The organism is bacterium (genome assembly GCA_016708025.1).
GTDB lineage: Bacteria > Zixibacteria > MSB-5A5 > GN15 > FEB-12 > FEB-12.
In genome coordinates, this window is the sequence record JADJGQ010000002.1 from 40,792 (window position 1) to 62,688 (window position 21,897).

Genomic DNA, 21,897 nt, shown 5'->3' on the forward strand with positions numbered 1-21,897 from the left:
GGGGAGTCTGCAACCTGTTTGGCTGCGGGACATCTTGTTTCCGGAGAAAGACTTGACATCTGCATCCATTTTCCATAGATTGGGTTGGACGGGCAAACCGAATACTTCAGGGGTTATAGACCGGTGCTCGACTCACACTCGCCCAATCTGTCGCGCACCCTATTCGAGCCAAATTCCACACTTCTTTCAGGTTAGAGCAAAGTACTCGTTGCCGTTTTGGCGGCGCTGACAAATAGGTATATCGTCCAATCTTTGGAGGGACTCTCATGAAGCGGATCATCTTGTGCGTTATGTTGCTCTGCGCCATTCCGGCGTTGACCCATAGCCAGGGAGCGGTATCGATCGATCAGGTCAATACCCTCGTCTCGAATTATGCGATCCAGGCTGGTCAGCCGGCTCGCTTTGTATTCAGATTCGATAACACGACTAACCTTCGCTGCAACGTGTCGAACGGATTTAAAGTGTCGACACCGGATGGAGCTGTCTGGGACAGCGTCACGATCGATTCGGCCGGCATAAATTCCGGCGGTGAAAATCAATTCGTCAGTTACTTCGATATCGTATTTGCCATGTGGGGAGGCGTCATCAAAGGTGGCGATGGGATCAATCCGGATACCGTCGGCATGCTTGGCGCCGGCATGCCCACTCGACCCAATCAAGGGATGCCTGAAACATTCAATGATACTGTTGTTGCGCTGACAATTTGGATGCACGACAACGCTTCGATAGATAAACATATCTGCATAGATTCTTCATTCTGGGGAGCCGGTGGGACCTGGGTCTGGGTCAGTAGTTCGCTGATCGATTATTTCCCGACATACGCTGGTCTACCGGGACAGACCTATTCTGCCGGAAGTGGGCCGGACCGCGATGGCTCCGGATTCTGCTTTGCGATCGGGGATCGGATAGTGCCAGGCGCGGATACGCTGCGTGTGCCATCTGAAGTCTCGACGATCCAGGAGGCAGTCGACGCGATCAATCCGAATGGAACGATCCTGGTAAGTCCCGGCACGTATACCGAAACAATCACGATCACCGGAAAGAAAGTATTCCTCAAATCGGTGCACGGCGCCTTAAGTACGACAATCACCAACGCAGACAATCAGCATCTGGTGACGTTTATCGGGCCGGAAACCAACGGCTCACTGCTCGAGGGATTTACTCTTCAGGGCGGCTATATGGGAGTCTGGTGTCAGGACGCGGCGCCGACCATCCGTCGAAACCTGCTCAGGAGTCAGCATGCGACTAGCTGGGCGGCGATCGTCCTGAGTGGAGTTGGATGGGGAACGATCGGCACTTCACCGGCTCAGATCATCAACAATACGATCTTCGGCAATTCCGGCGGCGGCATCTCGAGTTTTTCAACCGCCGCGCCGGTTATCAAAAATAACATCATAGCGAACAATGTGAAATACGGCATTCATATTCAGGATGACATGGATCCTCAGGTGGATCCATCGTACAATGATGTCTTCGGGAGTCCGGTGCTTTACTATAATGTGCCGAATCCGGGAGTTGGGACGATCAGTGCCGACCCGCTGTTTGCGGGCGACTTCACCTTGACGGAATCTTCACCTTGTATCAACGCCGGCGATCCGAGTCCGCTCTACAATGATCCGGATAGTTCACGCAATGATATGGGAGCATTCCCATTCGACGGTTCGGTTGAACCGCCGGTCGGCGACACACTTCGCGTGCCTGCGCAGTATACGACCATTCAGGATGCGATCAATGCGGCGAGTAACGGGCAGGTGGTTTTGGTTTCCCGCGGGACTTTTTACGGTGGCTTCAATTTCAATGGGAAGCTGATCAAGGTGGTGTCGACCGAGGGACCCCTGGCAACTTTGATTGTCCCACCGATCGTGAATGGACAGTCACTCCTCATTGACTTGGTAACATTCGACCATGGAGAGAACAGTCAGGCGGTCATCGAGGGATTCAGGTTTGAGGCAGGTAGAATTGCGGTACTTTGTCTCAATTCGGGTCCGACCATCCGTCGGAACATATTCAAGAGTCAGAAGGTGAACAACTGGGCGGCGATCTCGTTGGCCGGAAGTTGGAACGGTGTCTATGCGTCAGAGGGCCCCGCGCCAGCCATCATCGAGAATAATACCATTATGAATTGCGAGAATGGTGGTATCTCTACCTTCTCGTCAGTGGCTCCGGTGATCCGAAACAATATCATATATGGCAATCACGCCTACGGTATTCACAAACAGAGTTCTTCCCTGCCGCTCGTGATGGCGTACAATGATATCTTTGGGAATCCGGATGGAGATTACAATGTTGAAGACTACGGCCCCGGCGCACTTGCCGCCGAACCACGAGTTGACAACAATGGAATTCTCTCTCCCAATTCTCCATGTATTGATGCCGGCGATCCCGATCCGTCATACAATGATCCTGACGGCTCTCGCAATGACATGGGAGCACTACCCTATTCCGGCATTATACCTCCGCTGTCAGATACCGTCTATGTGCCGACCGATTTCCCGACAATTTCGGCAGCGGTCCAGGGGATCAATTCAGGAACAATTCTCGTGTTGCCCGGCACTTACATCGAGGCGATAGAATTCGGGTATAGACAGTACATTATCAAATCGACAGAGGGCCCTCTTGTTACGACCTTGACCAACGACAACCAGCATGACTTGATGGTGTTATCGGGAGCTTCCGGGTGCGTGATCGAAGGGTTCACGTTTGATGGAGGTCGAGCCGGAATTCGCTGTGCCAACTCCAATCCGCTCATTCGTAATAATATCTTCAAGAATCAGACCTACACCGACTGGGCCGCGATCATTCTAAGCGGTTGGGGATATGGTCAGACTGGGACTTCCGGTGCGACAATCATCAACAATACGATCGTCAATAGTTCGGGCGGCGGAATTTCGTCATTCTCCACCGACGCACCGATCATCAGAAACAATATCATTGCCAATAATGCCAAATATGGGATCCACATCGATGGCGGCGGGCCGAATGATGTTTCGTACAACGACGTGTACGGAAACCAGGTGGCATATTACAATGTCGCAGACCCTGGACCAGGGCATCTGGCGGTCGATCCGATGTTTAATCCGAATTACACGCTGGCACCTGGTTCACCCTGCATCAATGCAGGTGACCCCGACTCGATCTACAATGATCCCGATGGCTCGCGCAACGATATGGGGGCGGTGCCGTTCGGCGGCGGCCAGCCGAACGAGCTGTTTAATCTCGTGCAATGGCGAGCTGCCGATGGCGGCAATGATCACTGGTACGCGGTCATCCCGCAGAAACTCTATTGGGTGGAGGCGGACCTGAAGGCAAAAACATACAGTGCCGGCGGATACAGTGGACATCTCGCCACGATCAGCACCAATCTGGAGAATGAGTTCATCACCGACCATGTCCTGATCGGGGCGAATCAGAATAATCGGTTCGACAATTTCTTTATCGGCGGACGCGACATCAATGGCGCGTGGAGCTGGATCACGGGCGAACCATGGGGTTACACTAACTGGTCGAACGGCGAACCAAACAATAACGGCATCGAGACCGCGCTTTGCATGTACGGTCACTATGACACGTACTCCTATGCGACACCGGGCACCTGGAACAACTCTCTGCCGGACGGCACAGTGAATCAGTTACATCAGTACTGGTCAGTGGTTGAGTTTGGACCGAATGACACGGTGGTCGTGGACGAGCCAATCGCCACCAACGAGTGGATATCCGTTTTCTGTGCATCGCCGCATCTGGATGGCCAAACCATTCCGGGCGGTTCTATTATCCGGGCATTCGACCCGCAAGGTGTGCTGTGTGGTAAAGCGACTGTGCGAGCCGATGGATCCTTTGGATTTATGCTGGTGTATCGTGACGACCAGTACACAGCAACGGATGAAGGGGCGATACCCGGAGATAAAATCAGCTTCACTATCAATGGTGAGATGGTGGTTGTCTCCCCTGCCATTTACTGGACCACCAACGGTGACCAATTCCAGGGCTGTTCCTTTGAGCGCAAAGCCTGCATCACCCTGCATCTGCAGGAGGGCTGGAATCTGGTCTCCTGGAATGTCGGATGGAGTGGCATGCCTCGTCAGCTCCTTGCGCCGATAGTTGGATGCGTGGAATTTGTCCTGGCGTTTGACAATGGCGGACTTGTTTATGATCCGCAGTTGGAGAGGTTCTCAACGCTCACTAGAGTGGACTATATGCACGGCTACTGGATCAAGATGAACTGCGCGGCAGATCTGGAGATCTGCGGTGAGCCTCTTGACAACATACCCGGTATCCCGGTCGATCGCGGCTGGAATCTGGTAAGCTACCTACCATCGTACAACCTTGAACCGTACACCGCATTCTTTACAGTCGGGGATTTCCTCGAAGTTGCGATCGGATATGACAATGGTGCGAAAGTCTACATGCCGTCGAATCCGGGTTTCAGCACCCTGACCACGCTTGAGCCAGGATTCGGTTATTGGATCAGACTCTCTGAAGAGGGGATACTTGCTTATGGACTGATCCCGGCCGATAACGATGAGTCACATCAGCCGCTCGCCCAGTCAAATGGCGAGGCGGAGCCGTTCGGATCACGAGTCTGGATGTCGCTTTATGGCGATGGCCTGAGACTCAATGGTCAGCCACTGGCGAACAATTCGACGATCGAGGTCTTCACGCCGGAGGGTGAATTGGTCGGAAGCGGCGTATATCTGAATGGCGTACTCAAATTCATGCCAGTGTATGGATTTGATGGCGATAATGCTTCGGCGCGGTTGGCTGTCCTCGATGACCAACTCACTCTCAAGGTGAATGGGATTGAGGTCGTAGAACAGATTCGTTGGACCGGCAACGGGACATCGGTGCAACTTGGCGCGCTGACGACTTCAGGTCTGCCGACGACTTTTGCTTTGGAGCAGAACTATCCGAACCCGTTCAACCCGGCGACAACCATTGCGTTTGCGGTACCGAAACATCAGCATGTGCGTCTGGTGGTCTTCAATCTCCTGGGTCAAGAGATCCGGACACTGACTGACCAGGTGTATGATGCCGGCCGCTACGAAGTGGTGTGGGATGGACGAGATACCGGCGGTGATCAGGTGCCGACGGGTCTCTATTTCTATCGCTTTGAATCAAGCGACATCAGTATGACCAAGAAGATGCTGCTGCTCAAGTAAGCGGCAATTGGTCTGCAGTATAAAAAGAGCCGACAACTTCAGGGTTGTCGGCTTTCTTATTTGCAGAACAAAATTTCGGTTACTTCTTTCGGCGCAACATCCGCTTGATCTCTTCCTCACCCAACGGACCGGCATGTTTGACCCGCAGGCTTTCGGCCCACTCGCGTCCAAAGTCCCGCTGAAGATAGAGATTGATACCGGCGGTGACTGTCATGGCGATCACCGCGCCCAGGCTGGCGAGAGCCATATCCTTGTGAGCATCCCAAATGTCACCCTGCGTGCCGAGGTAAGCGACGCCCAGGTCTCCCCCAAAAAACTCCGCGGCTCCCCACTCAAACAGCTCGAAAAGCATGGAGGTCGACATGGTAACATCGAGTGGCAGAAAATATCCCCAGAACCCCCTGACCGCAGCGACGCGGTGAAACATCTCGCGGATCGGATATGCTAACAGCAAACCATACGAGAGGTGGACGAGCCGATCAAAGTGGTTGCGTTCCCACCCCATGATGCTGTTCCAGGTCCGTCCGAAAATCGCCTCAAACCATTGATCGTATGGTACCAAAGCGTAGGTGTAATGCGCCCCCACTTCGTGGAGACAGAGGAAGAGGAACAGCAGGGTGTATGAGACCCGCGAAAAAGGGAATCGTCTGGCGGTGACTGCCAGAAGAACGACCAGGATCACGGCCAGCAGATTTTCCAGCGCCCAGTCTTTGCGATCGTGCGGCGAGATCGCCAGGAAGATCCAGAGGATCCCGAAAAGAATCCCCAGAATTGTCAGATAACGGAGATGAGGATTAGCCGCACCTTTTCCGCGTGGTTCAGTCATTGGTTTCTCCAGTTTGCCGGGTGATGGTCAGGTGGGTGCATTCTGGGGACTGTGGGAGGCAAAGGCAACTAATTTTCTCGAGTTGAGGAACTGTCCGGCGAGCAAAAAAGAAAGGACGGTGGTGAGACCGTCCTTTCCGGGTGTAGTCACTTGGGGAAGAGTGAATGAGCGACTACAGTAGTGGTGTATCATGGCGGCCGGTCATGGTGAGACCGGCCAGCATGCTTTTGTTATTCCGAAATCACGGGCAGTTCGGAAGAGCCGGTTTCGGAGTGACTGTCAAGTAAGAGATCAGCAGCGACAAGTCGGACAAGTCCGGAACAACCGCTACTGAACCATTGACGTTCGCTTCGGCCGCGCACGGCAGGGTCGGCTTGGGCGTGACGGTCAGGTAAGAGATCATGAGTGAGAGGTCCGAAAGGTCCGGAGTCTCAGCCACGCTCTTGTTGACGTTACCGGTGGTGCCAATGCAGCAACCTGCTGGTGGGTTCGCCTGCTCACCAAGATGGTCGCCGCAGTAGAGGAAGGTCCAGCCGCCGAGCCAGCTATTCGCCAGCGTGACAGACGGATTAAACGCTCCCTGGTACGTGACATCGTCGATCAGCCCCTGTGGATCATCGGCACCCGGAACCGCGATGCCGCCAGTAGCAGCGGGGAACGCTGTGCCGGGGCGTGGGTCGAGACCGTTGTTCTGCGTGCGGCTGATACCGCGAAGTTTCGGGTCGATAAACAGATCATTGTTGGCGGAGAAATACGGCGCAACATCAGCGATCTGGTCGGCATCTTTCACAAGTGAGTCAACGATCGTGAAGTTCTTGAAACCGTTGAAGACGTTGTTCACCAGTTTCAATTCGTTTCCGATGTAGACCTGGCTAGCATTCGGAAGATCGATCGCGCGCTGGGCGAAATCGACGAAGATCGAATTGTAAATGCGGCCGGCAGTACCGGAACGATACGAGATGGCGTAGTCGTTGTCGGTCTCGCCGGAAGCAGCGCCGGAACCGATCGCCGTCACGTTGGAGATGTACGGCTGCGACAGGATAGCCGGCGTGGCCGGAGTCGCAGGAGAGGTGCAGGCATCGATCTCAAATGCGCGCGAACCGGAAGACGGCAGGCTGGCATCCTTAATGGTGAACCAGTATTGGCCGGTTCCGGAGAATCCGAAGTCCCAGTCAAAGCCATCGTCATCGCAGAAAGCGTTGACAAGATATTTGGCGTTGACCGTGCCACCGAAGAACTCAAAGCCGTCATCAAGATTCTGATAGGCCTCGATATGGTCGACAACTGTGCCGCGACCAACGCCACCCATGGTCAGACCATTGATTTCGTTAGCGGCGCCGATGATGGAACCGCCGTGACGAAGCGACACATAGCGAAGAACGCCGGAGTTATCGTCGTCATCCGTGCCACCATAATTACCACGGGTTTCGGTACCCGGGATGCCTTCGATCTGAGCGGTACCGGAGGCGGTGTTCAGGCGGGCATCACCGAGAACGATGAGCGAACCCCAGAGGCCGCGGCCGGAAGCGCCGAGCGGTATATCAGTCGGATTGTCGACATCGTCGGTGATTGAAGTCATAACGATCGGGCAATCAGCCGCGCCTTCGCCATAGATCTTGCCACCACGGGCGACGATCAGAGCGGTGGCGTTTTCGGCTGTGCCGGGGTCACCCTTGATGACCGTGCCGGGGCCGATAATGAGCTGTTCGCCATTTTCAACATACACAAAACCAGAGAGATTGATGACCGTGTCCTTCGTCCAGTTGATCGTGCCAACCATGTCGGCATCGGTAAACAGGGCGACCGGCTTGCCGGCTTCAGTGATGCAGTCGCACTCGGCCAGAGCCGCGCAGGGGGCGAGAATACCGCAGAAGGAAGTAGCGGTCCAGTGGCAGATCCACGGAGCATCGGTCGGATGGAACGCGCCCTGATAGGCGACATCCGAGATCAGACCAAGCGGATCGTCAGCGCCCGGAACGGCAACACCACCGGTGGCGGCGGCGCCGGACGGGCGCGGATCGAGATCACCGGAATTGGTGCGGCTGATGCCACCCAAGCCCGGATTGACGAACAGGTCGTTGTTCGCGGAGAGGTACGGAGCGACATCAGCGATCTGATCGGCGTCACGAACCAGCGAGTCAACGATGGTGTAATTCTTGAAGCCAAAGAAGATGTTATTGACCAGCTTCAACTCGTTCCCAATGTAAACCTGGCTGGCGTTCGGAAGGTCGATCGCACGATTCGAGAAATCGGTGAAGATAGAGTTGTAGATGCGGCCAGCCGTACCGGTGCGATAAGAGATCGCATAGTCGTTGTCGGACTCGACGACGTCAGCATCGGAACCGATGGCGGTGGCGTTGGAGATGTACGGCTGCGACAGGATGGCCGGTGTCGCCGGAGTGGCCGGCGACGTGCAAGCATCGATTTCAAATGCACGCGAACCGGAGGACGGAAGGACTGAATCCTTCAGCACAAACCAGAATTGGCCCGTACCGGTGAAACCGAAATCCCAGTCGAAGCCATCATCATCACAAAAGATGGTGGCGAGGTGGGAGGTATTGACCGTACCACCAAAGAACTCAAAACCGTCATCAAGATTCTGATAGGCTTCGACGTGGTCGATGACAGTGCCACGACCAACGCCACCCATGGTGAGGCCGTTGATTTCGTTGGCAGCACCGATGATGGAACCACCATGACGGAGCGAGACGTAGCGGAAGACGCCGCTGTTGTCGTTGTCGTCAGTGCCACCGTAGTTACCGCGAACTTCGGTACCAGGGATACCTTCGATCTGCGCAGTACCGGAGGCGGTGTTCAGGCGGGCGTCGCCAAGAATAATAACTGAACCCCACAGACCGCGACCGGCCGAGCCGAGCGGTATGTCATTCGGATCATCAACATCGTCGGAGATCGAGGTGAAGATGATCGGGCTGGTCGGGGTTCCTTCGGCGTAGATTTTGCCGCCTTTGGCGACGATCAACGCGGTGGCGTTTTCAGCCGTACCCGGATCACCTTTGATGATCGTGCCGGGCTCGATGATCAGGATCTCACCATTTTCAACATACACGAACCCGGACATATTCCAGATCGTGTCCCGCGACCAGACGGTCGTGCCGGTGATATCGGCATCGGTCACGACTTTAACCGGCTTGCCCGCTTCTGACAGTTGCCCGAAAGCAAGAACAGGCAACATCAGAACAAAGACAGCCATGAATAATTTACGCAACATGAATTCCTCCAAACAGGATGAGTTAGTTTGCATGACAGTCGAAAAACTCTGAACCGTACAGCGAAGAAAGTGAAGTGCTTTCAGTGGTGTTTTCTCCTTCTTAGTTTTCATGGTTTACCTAATCGTTCCGAATAATAAGAGGCTATCATAACGTTGGTGGCGCTGCACATTTTGGCTCTCTGCACCGTTCACCACACGCTCGATTTTCAAGTTGTAGGTTCTTTCTGTCAGCAATGTATTCATCATGTTCCTGCGTGTGGCATTAGAGCGAATAGCTCATGCCGATCCCGTAAGTGACTCCGGTTTTGTACGACTGCGCGACATAGTCGCGACCGTACAGCTCGTAGGTCTTGAGATGTTCGGAGTCGGTCAGGTTCTTCGCCGATCCCTTGAGCGTGACACCGCCCCAGAGTTTCTGGGAGAGCGTTACGTCAACGGTGGTGCGAGCCTGTTCGTAGACACTAGGGGTGACGCCGAGGGTGACTTCGGAAAGCCGCTTGCCGAAGCGATTATACATCAGGTTGACATTGGTTCCGGTTTTCTCGTTGTCGTATCCGAGGTCGAGATTAAGTACGAAAGGTGATTGTCCCTGGAATTCGCGAGTCTCACTGGCGTTCGCCGGATCCCAGTTCTTTTCCTGTCGAAATTCTTCTTCGGGCAAACGGACCTCAGATTTCACAAAGGTCAGGTTTCCGCCGATCTGGAAGTTCTGGAGGAAAGGAAGAGCGTCAACATGGTTGAGACGGCGGCGCCATTCGAACTCAAGTCCGTAGACATCGGCGCGATTGACGTTGATGGCGGTAACGTCGCCATTGAAATTTAGATAAGCGCGCTCGATCGGATCGTAGAAGCGTTTGATGAAACCGCTGACTGCAACGATCTCGCCGGGGCGGAGGAACCACTCCCAACGCGCGTCATAGTTGTCGATCTTGGTGTACTTCAGTTTCGGATTGCCGATGAAGTAGCCGCCGCCGACAAACTCCCAGGTTGAGTGAGGAGAGACTTCGCGCATCGTCGGACGAGCCAGCGTACGACCATACGCGAGACGAGCGTTCATATTGTCTGTCAGCTTATAGATGAGGTTGACAGATGGGAGCAGGTCTTCTCCATCAAGAACGTCTGTCGTGTCGGTCGAGACGTAGATCTGGTCGAGATTCATCTCTGTCGTTTCAAAGCGAACACCGCCAACTACAGTCAGTTTGGAGGTGATCGGGAGTTCCATCATGCCGTAGACGGCAGTGATATCCTGGTCAGCGTTAAAGTTCGCCTTCTTACCGCTGGTGGCCGCCCAAAGTAGACCGTAGTCGATGAAATTATCGGGGGTGGAATCCGGGCGCGGTCCGAAATTGGAATCATCCAAAAATGCATCGGGGTCGCCGGTATATTGTATTGAGCCGACATTGGCCAGCTTGAATTCGCGTTCGCGAAATTCTCTCGTTTTGTGCAGGTAGAATCCGCCAACCTTGACCTTGGAGGACAGGCCGCTCCATTGCTTGAAGGGGAGCGAGTAGTCGACTCGGCCTTCGCGGTTTTTCTCGAGCAGGTTGCGATAATAGTGGGCGGGATAAGTAAGCCAGATCGATCCGCCGCCTTCGACCGTGTCGATCACGTCGGAGAAGAAGCGCATGTCCGGATCTTCCTGCGAAGAACGGGTCAGCGAGAGCATCCACTCAAAGCGGCTGTCTAACGGCAACTTGGCGTGCTCACCCTTGAACTGCATTGTGCCAAGCGTCCGCTCGGAGTAGGTCATGCTCTGTGAACGATAGTACTGTCCGGAGGCAACATTGTAATCGAAGCCCTGCACAATGCGGGCAGTTGATTCTGCGTTGCGATTGTAGATCATCGCGAAACCGACTTTGTGATTCGGATGAGGACGGATCGTGCTGTTGAAAAGCCCGCCCCAGAGGACTTCTTCTTTCCCCTGCTCGTCGATATAGTCGGTGGTGATGTCGAGAGTATCGTTTGGTTTTAACTCGTTGTAGTCGTAGGACCAGTTACGCAGGCTCGACTGACCATTGGAGTAGTACGAACGATTGCGACTATAGCTGAATGAGGAGATGAACCCCATCGGCATATCAAAAAAGCTCCAGGAGTCACCGTAAGAGAGACCGTAGGACTGATTGAGCGGCGCAGTGCGGCGCACCGGAGTCATCTGTGAATTGACCGCTTTGCTCTGCTTGAATATGTACTGCGCATTGGCGGTGTCACGAATGATATCACCGTAAGTGAGATCTTTGGGAGTAAGCGGTTGCTTGAGCCAGTCGGCGATATCGCGGTCATCCGCACCCATCGCCATCCAGTCGTCACCTGAGGAACGGGTGGCCAGTGCATTCTCTTCGAATGTGGTCTGGGTGTTGTAGGTAGCGCTGGTGTTGAAACTGAGCAACCGACCCTCGGGCATATCTTTGGTCGTCATATCAACCGACCCACCCGAGAAATTCCCCGGCTTGTCAGGAGTGAAAGTCTTTTCGACAACGATGTTGTCGAGCATGGCAGTCGGGATCATGTCCATCGGAACTGCCTGTTTGTCCGGGTCAGGACTCGGTGCCAGTGCGCCGTTGATGCGAGTGTTGGCATAGCGGTCACCTAGCCCGCGCACGTATACGTACTTGCCTCCAACAACCGACGCACCGGTGACGCGAGTCATCGCGGCCGCAGCATCGGAACTGCCGGAGCGAGTGATCTGCTCGGCGGAGATGGCATCCGATACAGAGTTGGATTTCTGGCGGAGTTTCAGCAGCGAGGCTTCGTTATTTTTTTCGACCCTGGCGATCACCTCGATCCCCTCGGTCTGTACCACCTGCGGTTTGAGTGCGAGATCGACTCGTTCGATCTCTCCCTCAGTCACTTCCACTGCGGTTACTTTCGTCGCCGTATATCCGACCGACGATGCCACCAGTGTGTAAGTACCGACCGGCACTCGCTTGATGGTGAAATTACCATCGAGATCGGTCACCGCGCCGAGCTTGGTTCCTTCGAGCATGACCGTCACGCCGATCAAAGCTTCGCCGGTCTCGGCATCGATCATGCGTCCGGAAATTTTTCCTTCTTTGAATGTCTGAGCAGGCTCCTGAGCAAAGCCGACGGCCACCATAACCATCAGCAACACCAGTGTTGTGAGCATGCGACTGATGAACCCCGACTCGGAGACTGGATTCGTGCAGTTGGTTCGAAACATCTTGAGACCTCTTCCCTCACATCATGTATTTGTTTTTTCCCGCGGACACACCACTTCCCTAAGTCCGCGAAAGCACGGTCGAATTTTTGTGTTAGGGTCTCATTACGCAGTTACTAGGTGTTGCTGAGGATACGGTTAGGAGACGGGGAGCTGTGTACCAGGAACCGGTTAACCGCATGGATGGAAAGGAGTTTGCGGTAGATTGAGGTAAGCTGAATGCCGCTTTGCGGTGGACTTGCCGCCTGCTATATTAATGAGGTATGAAGCCGGACTATGAACTGATCGAGCACACGGCGGACATTTTCATCAAAGCGTACGGCCAGACTTTGGCCGAAGCGTATGCGGCCGTTGCAGAAGCGATGTTTCTGCAGATGGTTGATGAGACCGAAATTGCGGAGATCGAAGAAGTTGTGTTGACCATAGACGGCCTGGACAGCGAGCAGTTGCTGGTATCGTTTTTGTCCGAACTGATTGTGGTTCATGAGACTCGGAATCTGGTACTGGGGCGGATCGAGGTTCAGTTGACCTCAGACCATCAGTTGATAGCCCGATGCTGGGGGGAGAAATTCGATGAACAAAAGCACCGGCATGGTCTGATGTTTAAGGCGGTTTCCTATCATCTGATGGAGATCGTCCCCCCTTCCGGCGACAGCCCGGCGTACGTGAAAGTTCTTTTCGATATTTAGGAGTTCAGCAATTCAATGACCTGGCGTGGACCAATTCGTGAGATCGACCGGTATCGATTTGAGATCGACCCGAGCTATCAGTCGGAGTCGATGAAACGACTCGGCGTGAAGATGAAAGTCCCCGGCCTGATCTATACCGATAAGGAGATGCTCCGTGCGATCCTCGCCGATGATTCTCCTGATCAGGTCGCGAATGTGGCAACATTGCCGGGCATACTCGGTTCATCGATCGCCATGCCGGATATTCATCATGGGTATGGATTCCCGATCGGCGGAGTGGCGGCATTTGATGCCACCAGCGGCGTTATCTCTCCCGGCGGTGTCGGATACGATATCAATTGTGGTGTCCGTTTGATCCGCACGGATCTTCAGGTGGCGGAGATCCAGAACAAGATCAGCGCGATCATTGACCGGCTGTTTACGAATGTACCATCGGGAGTCGGCTCCGAGGGACGGGTCCGGTTATCCCCCGCTCAGCTCGAAATGGTGCTGGAACAAGGGGCGCGCTGGGCGGTCAGCAACGGTTACGGGTGGAACGAGGATTTGGAATACATGGAAGAGGGTGGGTGTATCGATGGAGGGGATCCATCGCTCGTCAGTGACAGCGCGCGCAAGCGTGGTGCGCCGCAACTCGGGTCACTCGGCGCCGGAAATCATTTTCTTGAATTGCAGAAAGTGGATGAGATCTTTGATGAAGTAGCCGCGGCGGCATATGGGATAACATCACGCGGACAGGTGACGATCATGGTTCATACCGGTTCACGCGGATGTGGTCACCAGATCTGCACCGATCATCTCGACCTGATGCAGCGTGCGAACAAAAAGTACGGGATCCCGCTGGTGGATCGCGAACTGGCCTGTGCGCCGGCATCGTCGCCCGAGGCACAGGCGTATTTCAGGGCGATGAAGTGCGGCGCCAATTTCGCCTGGGCCAACCGCCAGATGATCACCCATTGGATCAGAGAGTCATTCGAGCAGGAACTGGGAACGCCATCGACCCGCCTCGGCATGCACATCGTGTATGATATCGCACACAACATGGCGAAACTGGAGCAGCATGAATTCGGCGGGAAGAAGCGCTGGGTGTATGTCCATCGCAAAGGAGCGACTCGGGCATTTGGGCCGGGTCACCCTGATATTCCAGAGCGGTACCGTGCGGTCGGACAGCCGGTGATCATACCGGGTGATATGGGAACAGCCAGCTATCTGTTGCATGGGACTGAACGGGCAATGCAGGAGACCTGGGGATCTTCATGTCATGGTGCCGGACGGCGCCTATCCCGGACTGCGGCGATCAAGGCGCATCCGGTTGACAAAGTACTCGCCTCTATGGAAGAGCGAGGCATCTATCTGCGCGCCAAGAGTCGGAAAGGGATATCCGAAGAGGCGCCCGGCGCATATAAGAATATTGACGAAGTGATAGAAATTTCGCACCATGCCGGTATAGCGAAAAAGGTCGTTCGCCTGAAACCGATCGGAGTGGTCAAAGGATGATCACTGTCCGATATACTGATGAGAAACGACTGCGACAGATGACGGGCCTGTGCGATGGGGAATGAACGAAAAAGTGGCGCCGCCGCGCTTTCTGTAGCCTCCAATACGACGTTGGTGGTGATGAAGCTGATGGCCGGTATTTTCTCCGGTTCGGTCAGTATCATTTCCGAAGCGATCCATTCCGCCAATGATCTGCTCGCATCGCTGATCGCATTCTGGTCGATTCGAATCGCCGACCGCCCCCCCGACAAAGAACATCCCTTTGGACATGGCAAGGCGGAGTCGATTTCCGGAGCGATTGAGGCCGGCCTGATCATCCTCGCGGCGGTTTGGATCATGGTCGAAGCGATCCGCAAGATCTTCTCGGGCGGTGAGATCGAGCATGTCGGATTTGGCACGCTGGTGATGGTCTTCTCGGTGGTAGTCAACTTCTTCGTGTCGCGATACCTGTTCAAGGTGGCCAAAGCCGAGGATTCAATTGCCCTGGAGGCAGATGCGCAACATCTGTCGACCGATGTTTACACCTCTTTGGGGGTGACGGTTGGACTCCTGCTGGTTTGGATCACCGGCTGGCAGATCATCGATCCGTTGATGGCGATCGCGGTGGCGCTGTTGATCGGGCGGATCGGCTGGAAACTGACTCGAGATGCCAGCCGCCACCTGATGGATTACCGGCTACCGGAGGCGGAGGTAGGTCAGATCCAGGAGATTTTGGAGACCGAGTCTCGCATTCAGTCCTGGCATGACCTGCGGACCCGCAAATCGGGGAGCTATCGGCATATCGACCTGCACATAGTTTTACGACCTGACTCTACCCTGTTGGAAGCCCACGAGATAGCCGATGATCTGGAGCGCCGGATCAGCGATCGGCTGCATTCCGCCCATGTGGTTATCCACACCGACCCCTTCGATGATTCTCTGACTCAAATCAGCCCAAGCTAGCCGGGCGAATTCCTCGCTATCTGCTCTTCTCACTTAAGTTTCCGTCGAATCTGTCGATAATCCTGACAGATATCGGCGAATCTCGGATTGGGATTCGTGGGACCTGTAAATAGCGAATTGGATATGAGTCGTACGGTAAATCGGATAGACCACTACCGGGCGGGGTCGAAAAGTCTACTAGTTGGAGGGGGAACATCGCAATGCTTGCGGTGATCATCACTGTTCTTACTCTAGCCATACAGCTATACGCTGTCATACTCGCGGTAAAACTTGTTACCGTGACCAAGCACCGCTTTGCCTGGGGTTCACTGGCACTCGGCCTCATTATCATCATGTTTCGCCGAGCCTTCGAGATGGCATCCTATCTCGAGTTAACTGGATACGAAATCGGATTGGCCTACACGCTGAGCAGTGGCGCGGTCTCTCTCTGCATGGCGGTCGGTATGCATATGGCCAAGCGGATGATCGACCGGATGATGGAAACCAACGAGCGGCTGACCATCTCCGAAGCGTATTACCGCGGACTGATGGACTATGGCACAGAGGCTATCTATATAGCTGATCCTCAAGGTCAGTACTTGAATGCCAATCCGCGCGGCCTCGAATTGACTGGCTATACGCTTGGACAGCTGACCAAATTGACGGTCATGGATATTCTCGACAAAGAAGAGGTTGAGCGAATGCCAATACGCTGGGATTCGCTTAAGAGTGGCGAGCTGGTCATTTCGCAACGGAAATTTCGAAAGGCCAATGGCGAAGCGATTTTCGCCGAAGTACACACGCGCCGCCTTCCTGATGGCAATTACATGGCGTCGGTTCGCGACATTTCCGAACATCATGCGGCCATTGATAGGCTTCGCTTCCAATCTGAATTGCTCGATACCGTCCAGCAGGCAGTGATAGCATTTGCCGAGGACGGACGAGTTACCTACTGCAACAAGTACGCGATCGAGATGTATGGTTGGCAGGAGCGTGAAGTGATCGGGACGCAGGTGGAAACGCTCCTGAATGTCAACCTCACCGAAGAAATGATTCAGCAGATCCGCCAGTGTATGATCAGTGGTCGGAGCTGGACCGGAGAGATCAGCTATAAAGACTCGGCGGGGAACTGGTCGCCGGCGATGTTGATCCAGTCACCGATCTTTGACCAGACAATGAATCGGATCGGGTCGATCGGTGTTTCCTTCGATCTGACCGAGCTGCAGGCCGCAGAACAGGCAGCGGCGAGAGCCGAACATCTGCTCCGCGAATTCATCGATTCCGCCCCCTTCGGAGCGCACCACTACGAATTGCATCCGAACGGAGAACTTCGATTCAGCGGCGCGAACAAAACAGCCGAGCGGATCCTCCATTTCGATCACTCAGTGCTGATCGGCCAGCGAATCGAGGATGCCTTCCCGAGTCTCGATGGGCCGGTACCGGAGATCTATCGCTCTGTCGCTCTTACTGGAGTACCCTGGGAATCTTCTCAGGTGCGCTACACGGATGGAGTAGTCGATGGCGCGTATGAGGTCTCGGCATTCCAGACCGGCGCCAATCGAATGGTAGCCCTGTTTAAGGATGTGACCGACCGAGTGCGGGCGGAAGAAGCACTCCGCCAACGGGAGATCAGGCTCCAGACGATCAACGATATCGCCCGCGGCATCACCAATCACGAACCGACCGACTCCATTCTTGAGCGCGCGCTGATGAGCATGTTCCAGGCATATCCGCAGCACCGCGTGGCATACGGAGATATCACCGCCGAAGGCATCCTCCACTTCAGACGCTCGCTGCAGCCGTCCGGCCGAAAGAGCCTGAGGTCTCAACAGCTTGATCTGGCGAAAGTCCCTGATCATTTGGCCAAGCTGAATCGATCCGAGTCAGTCTTGATCTCGTCTTTCAAAGATATCGATCCGGACAATGAGAAGCTGGCGGAGTTATCCCGGAGTATCGACGTTTTGGCAATGCTGGTCGTTCCAGTCAACCTGAATGGTCGAGTGATCGGCGCGCTCGGTTTTGACAACAATAAGCCAACCACCTGGACAGACTACGAAATGAAGATGTTGGTCGAGGTGGCGGGTTACCTGGAGATAGCCCATCACGATGCGCATTTGAACCACAGCCGATTGATGGTTGAAGAGTCACTGCGTGAGAGTGAAGAGCGGTTCCGCCTGGCGCTGCGCAATTCGCCGGTGATCATGTTCCACCAGGATAAAGACCTTCGGTATATCTGGAACCACAATCCTCGTGATGAACAAGCCAACAATTTCATCATCGGGAAAACCGACCACGAGATTCTCCCGACCGAACTGGCTGATCGGTTTGTCGCGATCAAGCGTGAGATCATGGCAACCGGTGTCGGACAGCGCTTTGAAACTGATATTGTCTATATGGGGCAGACTACTTACTGGGATTGCACTCTTGAGCCGTTGATCGATCGCAACGGCGAGGTGATTGGGGTCACCGGGGTCTCAACAGAGATCACTTCGAGCAAGCTGATCGAACAGCAACTGCGCAATTCGGAGGAGCGTTTCCGGACTCTCGCGGACAACCTTCCTGCCTATGTCTGGACCACCGATCCGGTGGGTAATGTCCTCTACTTCAACCGCCAGACCCTTGATGCTTTGGGTGGGACTTTAGAGAGCCTCGGCGGGAGTCAGTGGCTCGCTACGGTACATCCGGAAGACCGCCCGGCCTTCGAGCAATTATTGCAGAATGCCATGGGCGCATGCCTTCCGTTTGAGTGTACCATTCGAGTGCGACGGGTTGATGGTCAGTACCGATCGGTCGTCAATCGGGGTGTGCCTCAATTCAATGCTCAGGGCGAGCCGGTCGGATATGTCGGCACCTGCTTTGACATTACCGAACGGCTTGAATCTGAAAATCACTTCCGCGACCATGTCGCGCAGTTACGATTGGCTCTGCAGGCGGTTCGCTCCGGTACGTTCAAATTTGACATTGCCGAGAATCGACTCGAGTGGTCGGAAGAGTTGCAGGAATTGTACGGTATCCCAGCCGGCACCTTCAAGGGGACATTCAAGGAATGGACCGACCGGTTACTCCCTGAGGAATTACAGGAGACATTGTCCAAATTGGCGCAGGATGTTTCGCGCGGTGGCGGCATGCGGAATGAATTCAGGATCAGTCGCCTGGACAATGGCGAGATCCGGTGGATCGAGGCCCTTGGTGAAGTGCAGGTTGATGCGAAGGGCCAGCCAGTCCGCATGGTAGGCGTGAACACCGATATTACAGAACGAAAGCACTATGAAGCAGAACTCAGGCATGCCGAATTCCTGAGCAGCCGGATGAGACGGGCATTTCTCGATCTGAATAAATGTGTCGCCCTGGAAGAGACGCTTGATCCGCTTCTTCAGGCCGCTTTCGACCTTTCCGGCCTGACTGCCGGTGGAATCTATCTCATACACGATCAGGCGGCGGAATTGGTGCGAGATAGTGGACTGCCGGAGTCTTTCCGTCAAGCAGTTACATCGATGCCCATCGACACTCCCTATATAAAATTGGTGATGGAGTCAGAACGGGGTATTTATTTGCCGACTGATCTGCCTGGTTTGAAAGAGCTGTGTGAGCAAACGGGCCTCTCACATGTTTACTCATTCCCGCTTCGATCCGGTCGAGGTGACGTGTTTGGATTCCTTAATCTGGCGTCCTTCTCGCCTGAGCCTCCAAGAGAACAGGATGTTCATGCTTTGGAGACGCTGGTCTCCGAGGTCGGGATCATCTTCCACCGCCTGCGCACTGAGGAGACGCTGGAAGAGGAATCAGTTCGTCGTCGGGTATTGATCGATCAGTCGCATGATGGAATTGTCGTCCTCGATAAGAATGGAAAAGTATTCGAAGCCAATCAACGGTTCGCCGAATTGCTGGGCTATACCTCGGAAGAAGTGAAGTCACTATATGTTTGGGATTGGGATTACCAGTGGGACCGCGAACAACTGCTTGAGATGATCCGCGTCTGCGGACCCGAGGGTGCTCATTTCGAGACCATTCACCGCCGCAAAGATGGCACTACGTTTTATACCGATATTTCCACGAATGGTGCGCAATTCGGACGCCAGAAACTGATCTTCTGCGTCTGTCGTGATGTGACCGAACGAAAGCTGGCAGAGCGGGCGTTGCTGGAAAGCGAAGCACGACTCACTCAGGCACAACGTCTCGCCCGTCTGGGGAGTTTCGAATTCGATCTCGTCTCCGGCGAAGCGGTCTGGTCGGACGAAATGTATCGAATCCTCGGTTACGAGCCTTCGGCCATTGTACCGAGTCTTGCCCTCCTGGATAGGCATATCCATCCGGATGATATCCAACAAGTGAAACGGGAGCGGATCGCAGGACATCAGTCGGGCGGTGGCTTCGGGATCGCTTCTCGGATCATTCGCGTTGACGGCAAAGAACGATATGTCCAGACGGTCACCGAACCGCTTTACGACCAGGCGGGAGAGGTTTGCAAGGTTTTCGGGACCATTCATGATGTAACTGAGCAGCGTCAGGCCGAGTCCGCCCTTCGAAAGAGCGAGGCGCAGTATCGCGCTCTCGCCGATTTCACTTATGACTGGGAGTTCTGGTTCGGACCGCAGAACGAACCGATCTACATATCACCTTCCTGTACCCGGATCACCGGCTATTTGCCGCAGGAGTTCATTGCAGACCCCGATCTCTTCCTGCGCATACTGCATCCGGAGGATCAGGATGCCTTCCGCAATCATTCGCTTCAGATCACGGAGAGTGGCGAGGTCAGTGCGCTCGAAGTGCGTATTTTTGATCGGAAGGGTAATCAGCGCTGGATCTCCCATGTCTGCCGCCCGATCGTTGGACAGGACGGTACCTATCTTGGCATACGCGGGAGCAATTCGGATATCACCGCACGCAAAGCGGCGGAGGCTGACCGTACCCGCCTGGAGGAACAGCTTCGCCTCGCGCAAAAGCTGGAGACGATCGGCACCATGGCGGCGGGGATCGCCCACGATTTCAACAACCTGCTGGTCCCGATCATCGGCTATACCGAACTGGTTTCTTCTGACAAACAGCCGGGAAGATTTACGGGCGAGTATTTGCAGGAAGTACTAAAAGCAGCCTATCGCGCCAAAGGACTGGTCGCGCACATACTGGCGTTCAGCCGTCAGCAAACCGGCGAACGAAAACCAGTTCAGATCGAGAATGTTGTCGCGGAAGTTATCGCTGCATTGTCCAAGGATCTGGATAACAGGATCACTGCCCGATACAGCGCCCCCGGCACAACTTCGCCGGTACTGGCCGATCCCGGCCAAATGTACCAGATCCTGATGAACCTCTGCGAGAATGCGGTTCAGGCCATGGTTGAAGGTGGTGAGCTCTCGGTGGAAACGTCGCCATTCGAATCATCTCCGCTCGCCTGTCCGAATTGTAAACGACGTTTGCATGGGAAAATGATCCGCATCCAGGTGCGTGACACCGGCTGCGGCATGGACGAAGCGACCATCAAGCGCATTTTTGATCCGTTCTTCACCACCAAGGGAGTCGGCAAAGGGACCGGCTTGGGACTGGCCGTCACACACGGCATTGTCACCCAACACTCCGGTCATATTTGTGCCGAAAGTAAACTTGGTGAAGGTACCTCCTTCCACCTCTTCCTGCCGGTGGCAGATAAGGCACAGTCGAGTATCCCTCAGGTGCTTCCTGCGGCGGTAGAGGGCGGTAACGAGTCGATTCTGGTGATCGATGATGAACCGGCCGTGGCCAACAGCCATGCGGCCAGCCTGACCAGTCTTGGCTATCGAGTGACGGTGGCATGCGACCCGCGTGCAGCGATCACGGTATTCCAGGAACGTCCGACCGACTTCGATTGCGTTCTCCTCGACCAGCGGATGCCGGAAATGACCGGTGATCAGGTCGCAGTCAACCTGCTCCGTATACGCCCGGATATCCCGATCGTCCTCTGCTCAGGGTTCAGCGATTCGCTCGAACTCAAGGAGGCACATGATCTGGGGATCCGCGATGTGGTGATGAAACCGGTGATCGCGGCCGACCTCGGCAAGGCATTGCGGAAGGCGATAAAGCGGTCGGATTCTGTTTCCACGAAGTGAGGTGACAGTCACACGCAAAGTGGCGACAGGAATGCCACTTTATCGACGGATTCGCTCTTCATTGCAATCTTTCCATCGGCGTAAACCTGTTGCGACATAATCAGATTACAATCGCACACGAAATCCCTCTTCGATCTCACTTTTAAAATCACTCACCACTTTCTCACAAACAGAGACCGCTTTATCCTTGACAATTTTGTCCATAAGGAATATCTTGATTTTATATTCGAACTCGTATCAGGTGAGCAGGACCTCACAACAGCTGACAAGTTTTTTCGGCAATCCGGGCGCGAAATGACGGCATGGCCCGTTCGGCGGCGGTGATCT

8 protein-coding genes are annotated in these 21,897 nt (G+C 54.6%); 5 read left to right on the forward strand and 3 right to left on the reverse strand.

Annotation, left to right across the window (positions count from 1 at the left end):
• Positions 1-266 precede the first annotated feature (266 nt).
• A complete protein-coding gene (locus tag IPH75_06610; GenBank protein MBK7141732.1) occupies positions 267-5,156 on the forward strand; it encodes a right-handed parallel beta-helix repeat-containing protein in 4,890 nt (1,629 codons plus the stop codon).
• Between the two features lie 79 nt (positions 5,157-5,235).
• On the opposite strand, the gene IPH75_06615 is transcribed toward IPH75_06610, so the two are convergent.
• From IPH75_06615 to IPH75_06625, 3 genes are all read right to left on the reverse strand, one after another.
• Positions 5,236-5,982 carry a DUF2238 domain-containing protein gene (locus IPH75_06615; protein MBK7141733.1) on the reverse strand — a complete coding sequence of 249 codons (747 nt, stop codon included), beginning with the start codon at positions 5,980-5,982 and terminating at the stop codon, positions 5,236-5,238.
• Positions 5,983-6,223: 241 nt separating this feature from the next.
• Positions 6,224-9,211: a T9SS C-terminal target domain-containing protein gene (locus IPH75_06620; GenBank protein ID MBK7141734.1), complete on the reverse strand. Its 2,988-nt coding sequence runs from the start codon at positions 9,209-9,211 to the stop codon at positions 6,224-6,226.
• A gap of 262 nt (positions 9,212-9,473) precedes the next feature.
• Positions 9,474-12,389, reverse strand: coding sequence for a TonB-dependent receptor (locus IPH75_06625; protein MBK7141735.1), 2,916 nt, complete (start codon positions 12,387-12,389; stop codon positions 9,474-9,476).
• A gap of 260 nt (positions 12,390-12,649) precedes the next feature.
• Between IPH75_06625 and IPH75_06630 the strand changes: the two genes are divergently transcribed.
• The 4 genes from IPH75_06630 to IPH75_06645 all read left to right on the forward strand — a co-directional run bounded on the left by IPH75_06630 (position 12,650) and on the right by IPH75_06645 (position 21,570).
• The gene (locus IPH75_06630) at positions 12,650-13,075 is read left to right on the forward strand and encodes an archease (protein MBK7141736.1); all 426 of its coding nucleotides are present in this window, start codon (positions 12,650-12,652) and stop codon (positions 13,073-13,075) included.
• A gap of 15 nt (positions 13,076-13,090) precedes the next feature.
• Positions 13,091-14,569 (forward strand): RtcB family protein, encoded by a 1,479-nt coding sequence (locus tag IPH75_06635; protein MBK7141737.1) that lies wholly within the window; start codon positions 13,091-13,093, stop codon positions 14,567-14,569.
• Between the two features lie 54 nt (positions 14,570-14,623).
• Positions 14,624-15,511 (forward strand): cation transporter, encoded by an 888-nt coding sequence (locus IPH75_06640; GenBank protein ID MBK7141738.1) that lies wholly within the window; start codon positions 14,624-14,626, stop codon positions 15,509-15,511.
• A gap of 200 nt (positions 15,512-15,711) precedes the next feature.
• Positions 15,712-21,570 carry a PAS domain S-box protein gene (locus IPH75_06645; GenBank protein MBK7141739.1) on the forward strand — a complete coding sequence of 1,953 codons (5,859 nt, stop codon included), beginning with the start codon at positions 15,712-15,714 and terminating at the stop codon, positions 21,568-21,570.
• Positions 21,571-21,897: the final 327 nt, after the last annotated feature.

Excerpts from the sequence above, each read along its gene's own strand:
- IPH75_06610 (MBK7141732.1), top strand. The coding sequence starts at position 267 with ATGAAGCGGATCATCTTGTGCGTTATGTTGCTCTGCGCCATTCCGGCG.
- IPH75_06615 (MBK7141733.1), bottom strand. The coding sequence starts at position 5,982 with ATGACTGAACCACGCGGAAAAGGTGCGGCTAATCCTCATCTCCGTTAT.
- IPH75_06620 (MBK7141734.1), bottom strand. The coding sequence starts at position 9,211 with ATGTTGCGTAAATTATTCATGGCTGTCTTTGTTCTGATGTTGCCTGTT.
- IPH75_06625 (MBK7141735.1), bottom strand. The coding sequence starts at position 12,389 with ATGTTTCGAACCAACTGCACGAATCCAGTCTCCGAGTCGGGGTTCATC.
- IPH75_06630 (MBK7141736.1), top strand. The coding sequence starts at position 12,650 with ATGAAGCCGGACTATGAACTGATCGAGCACACGGCGGACATTTTCATC.
- IPH75_06635 (MBK7141737.1), top strand. The coding sequence starts at position 13,091 with ATGACCTGGCGTGGACCAATTCGTGAGATCGACCGGTATCGATTTGAG.
- IPH75_06640 (MBK7141738.1), top strand. The coding sequence starts at position 14,624 with ATGGGGAATGAACGAAAAAGTGGCGCCGCCGCGCTTTCTGTAGCCTCC.
- IPH75_06645 (MBK7141739.1), top strand. The coding sequence starts at position 15,712 with ATGCTTGCGGTGATCATCACTGTTCTTACTCTAGCCATACAGCTATAC.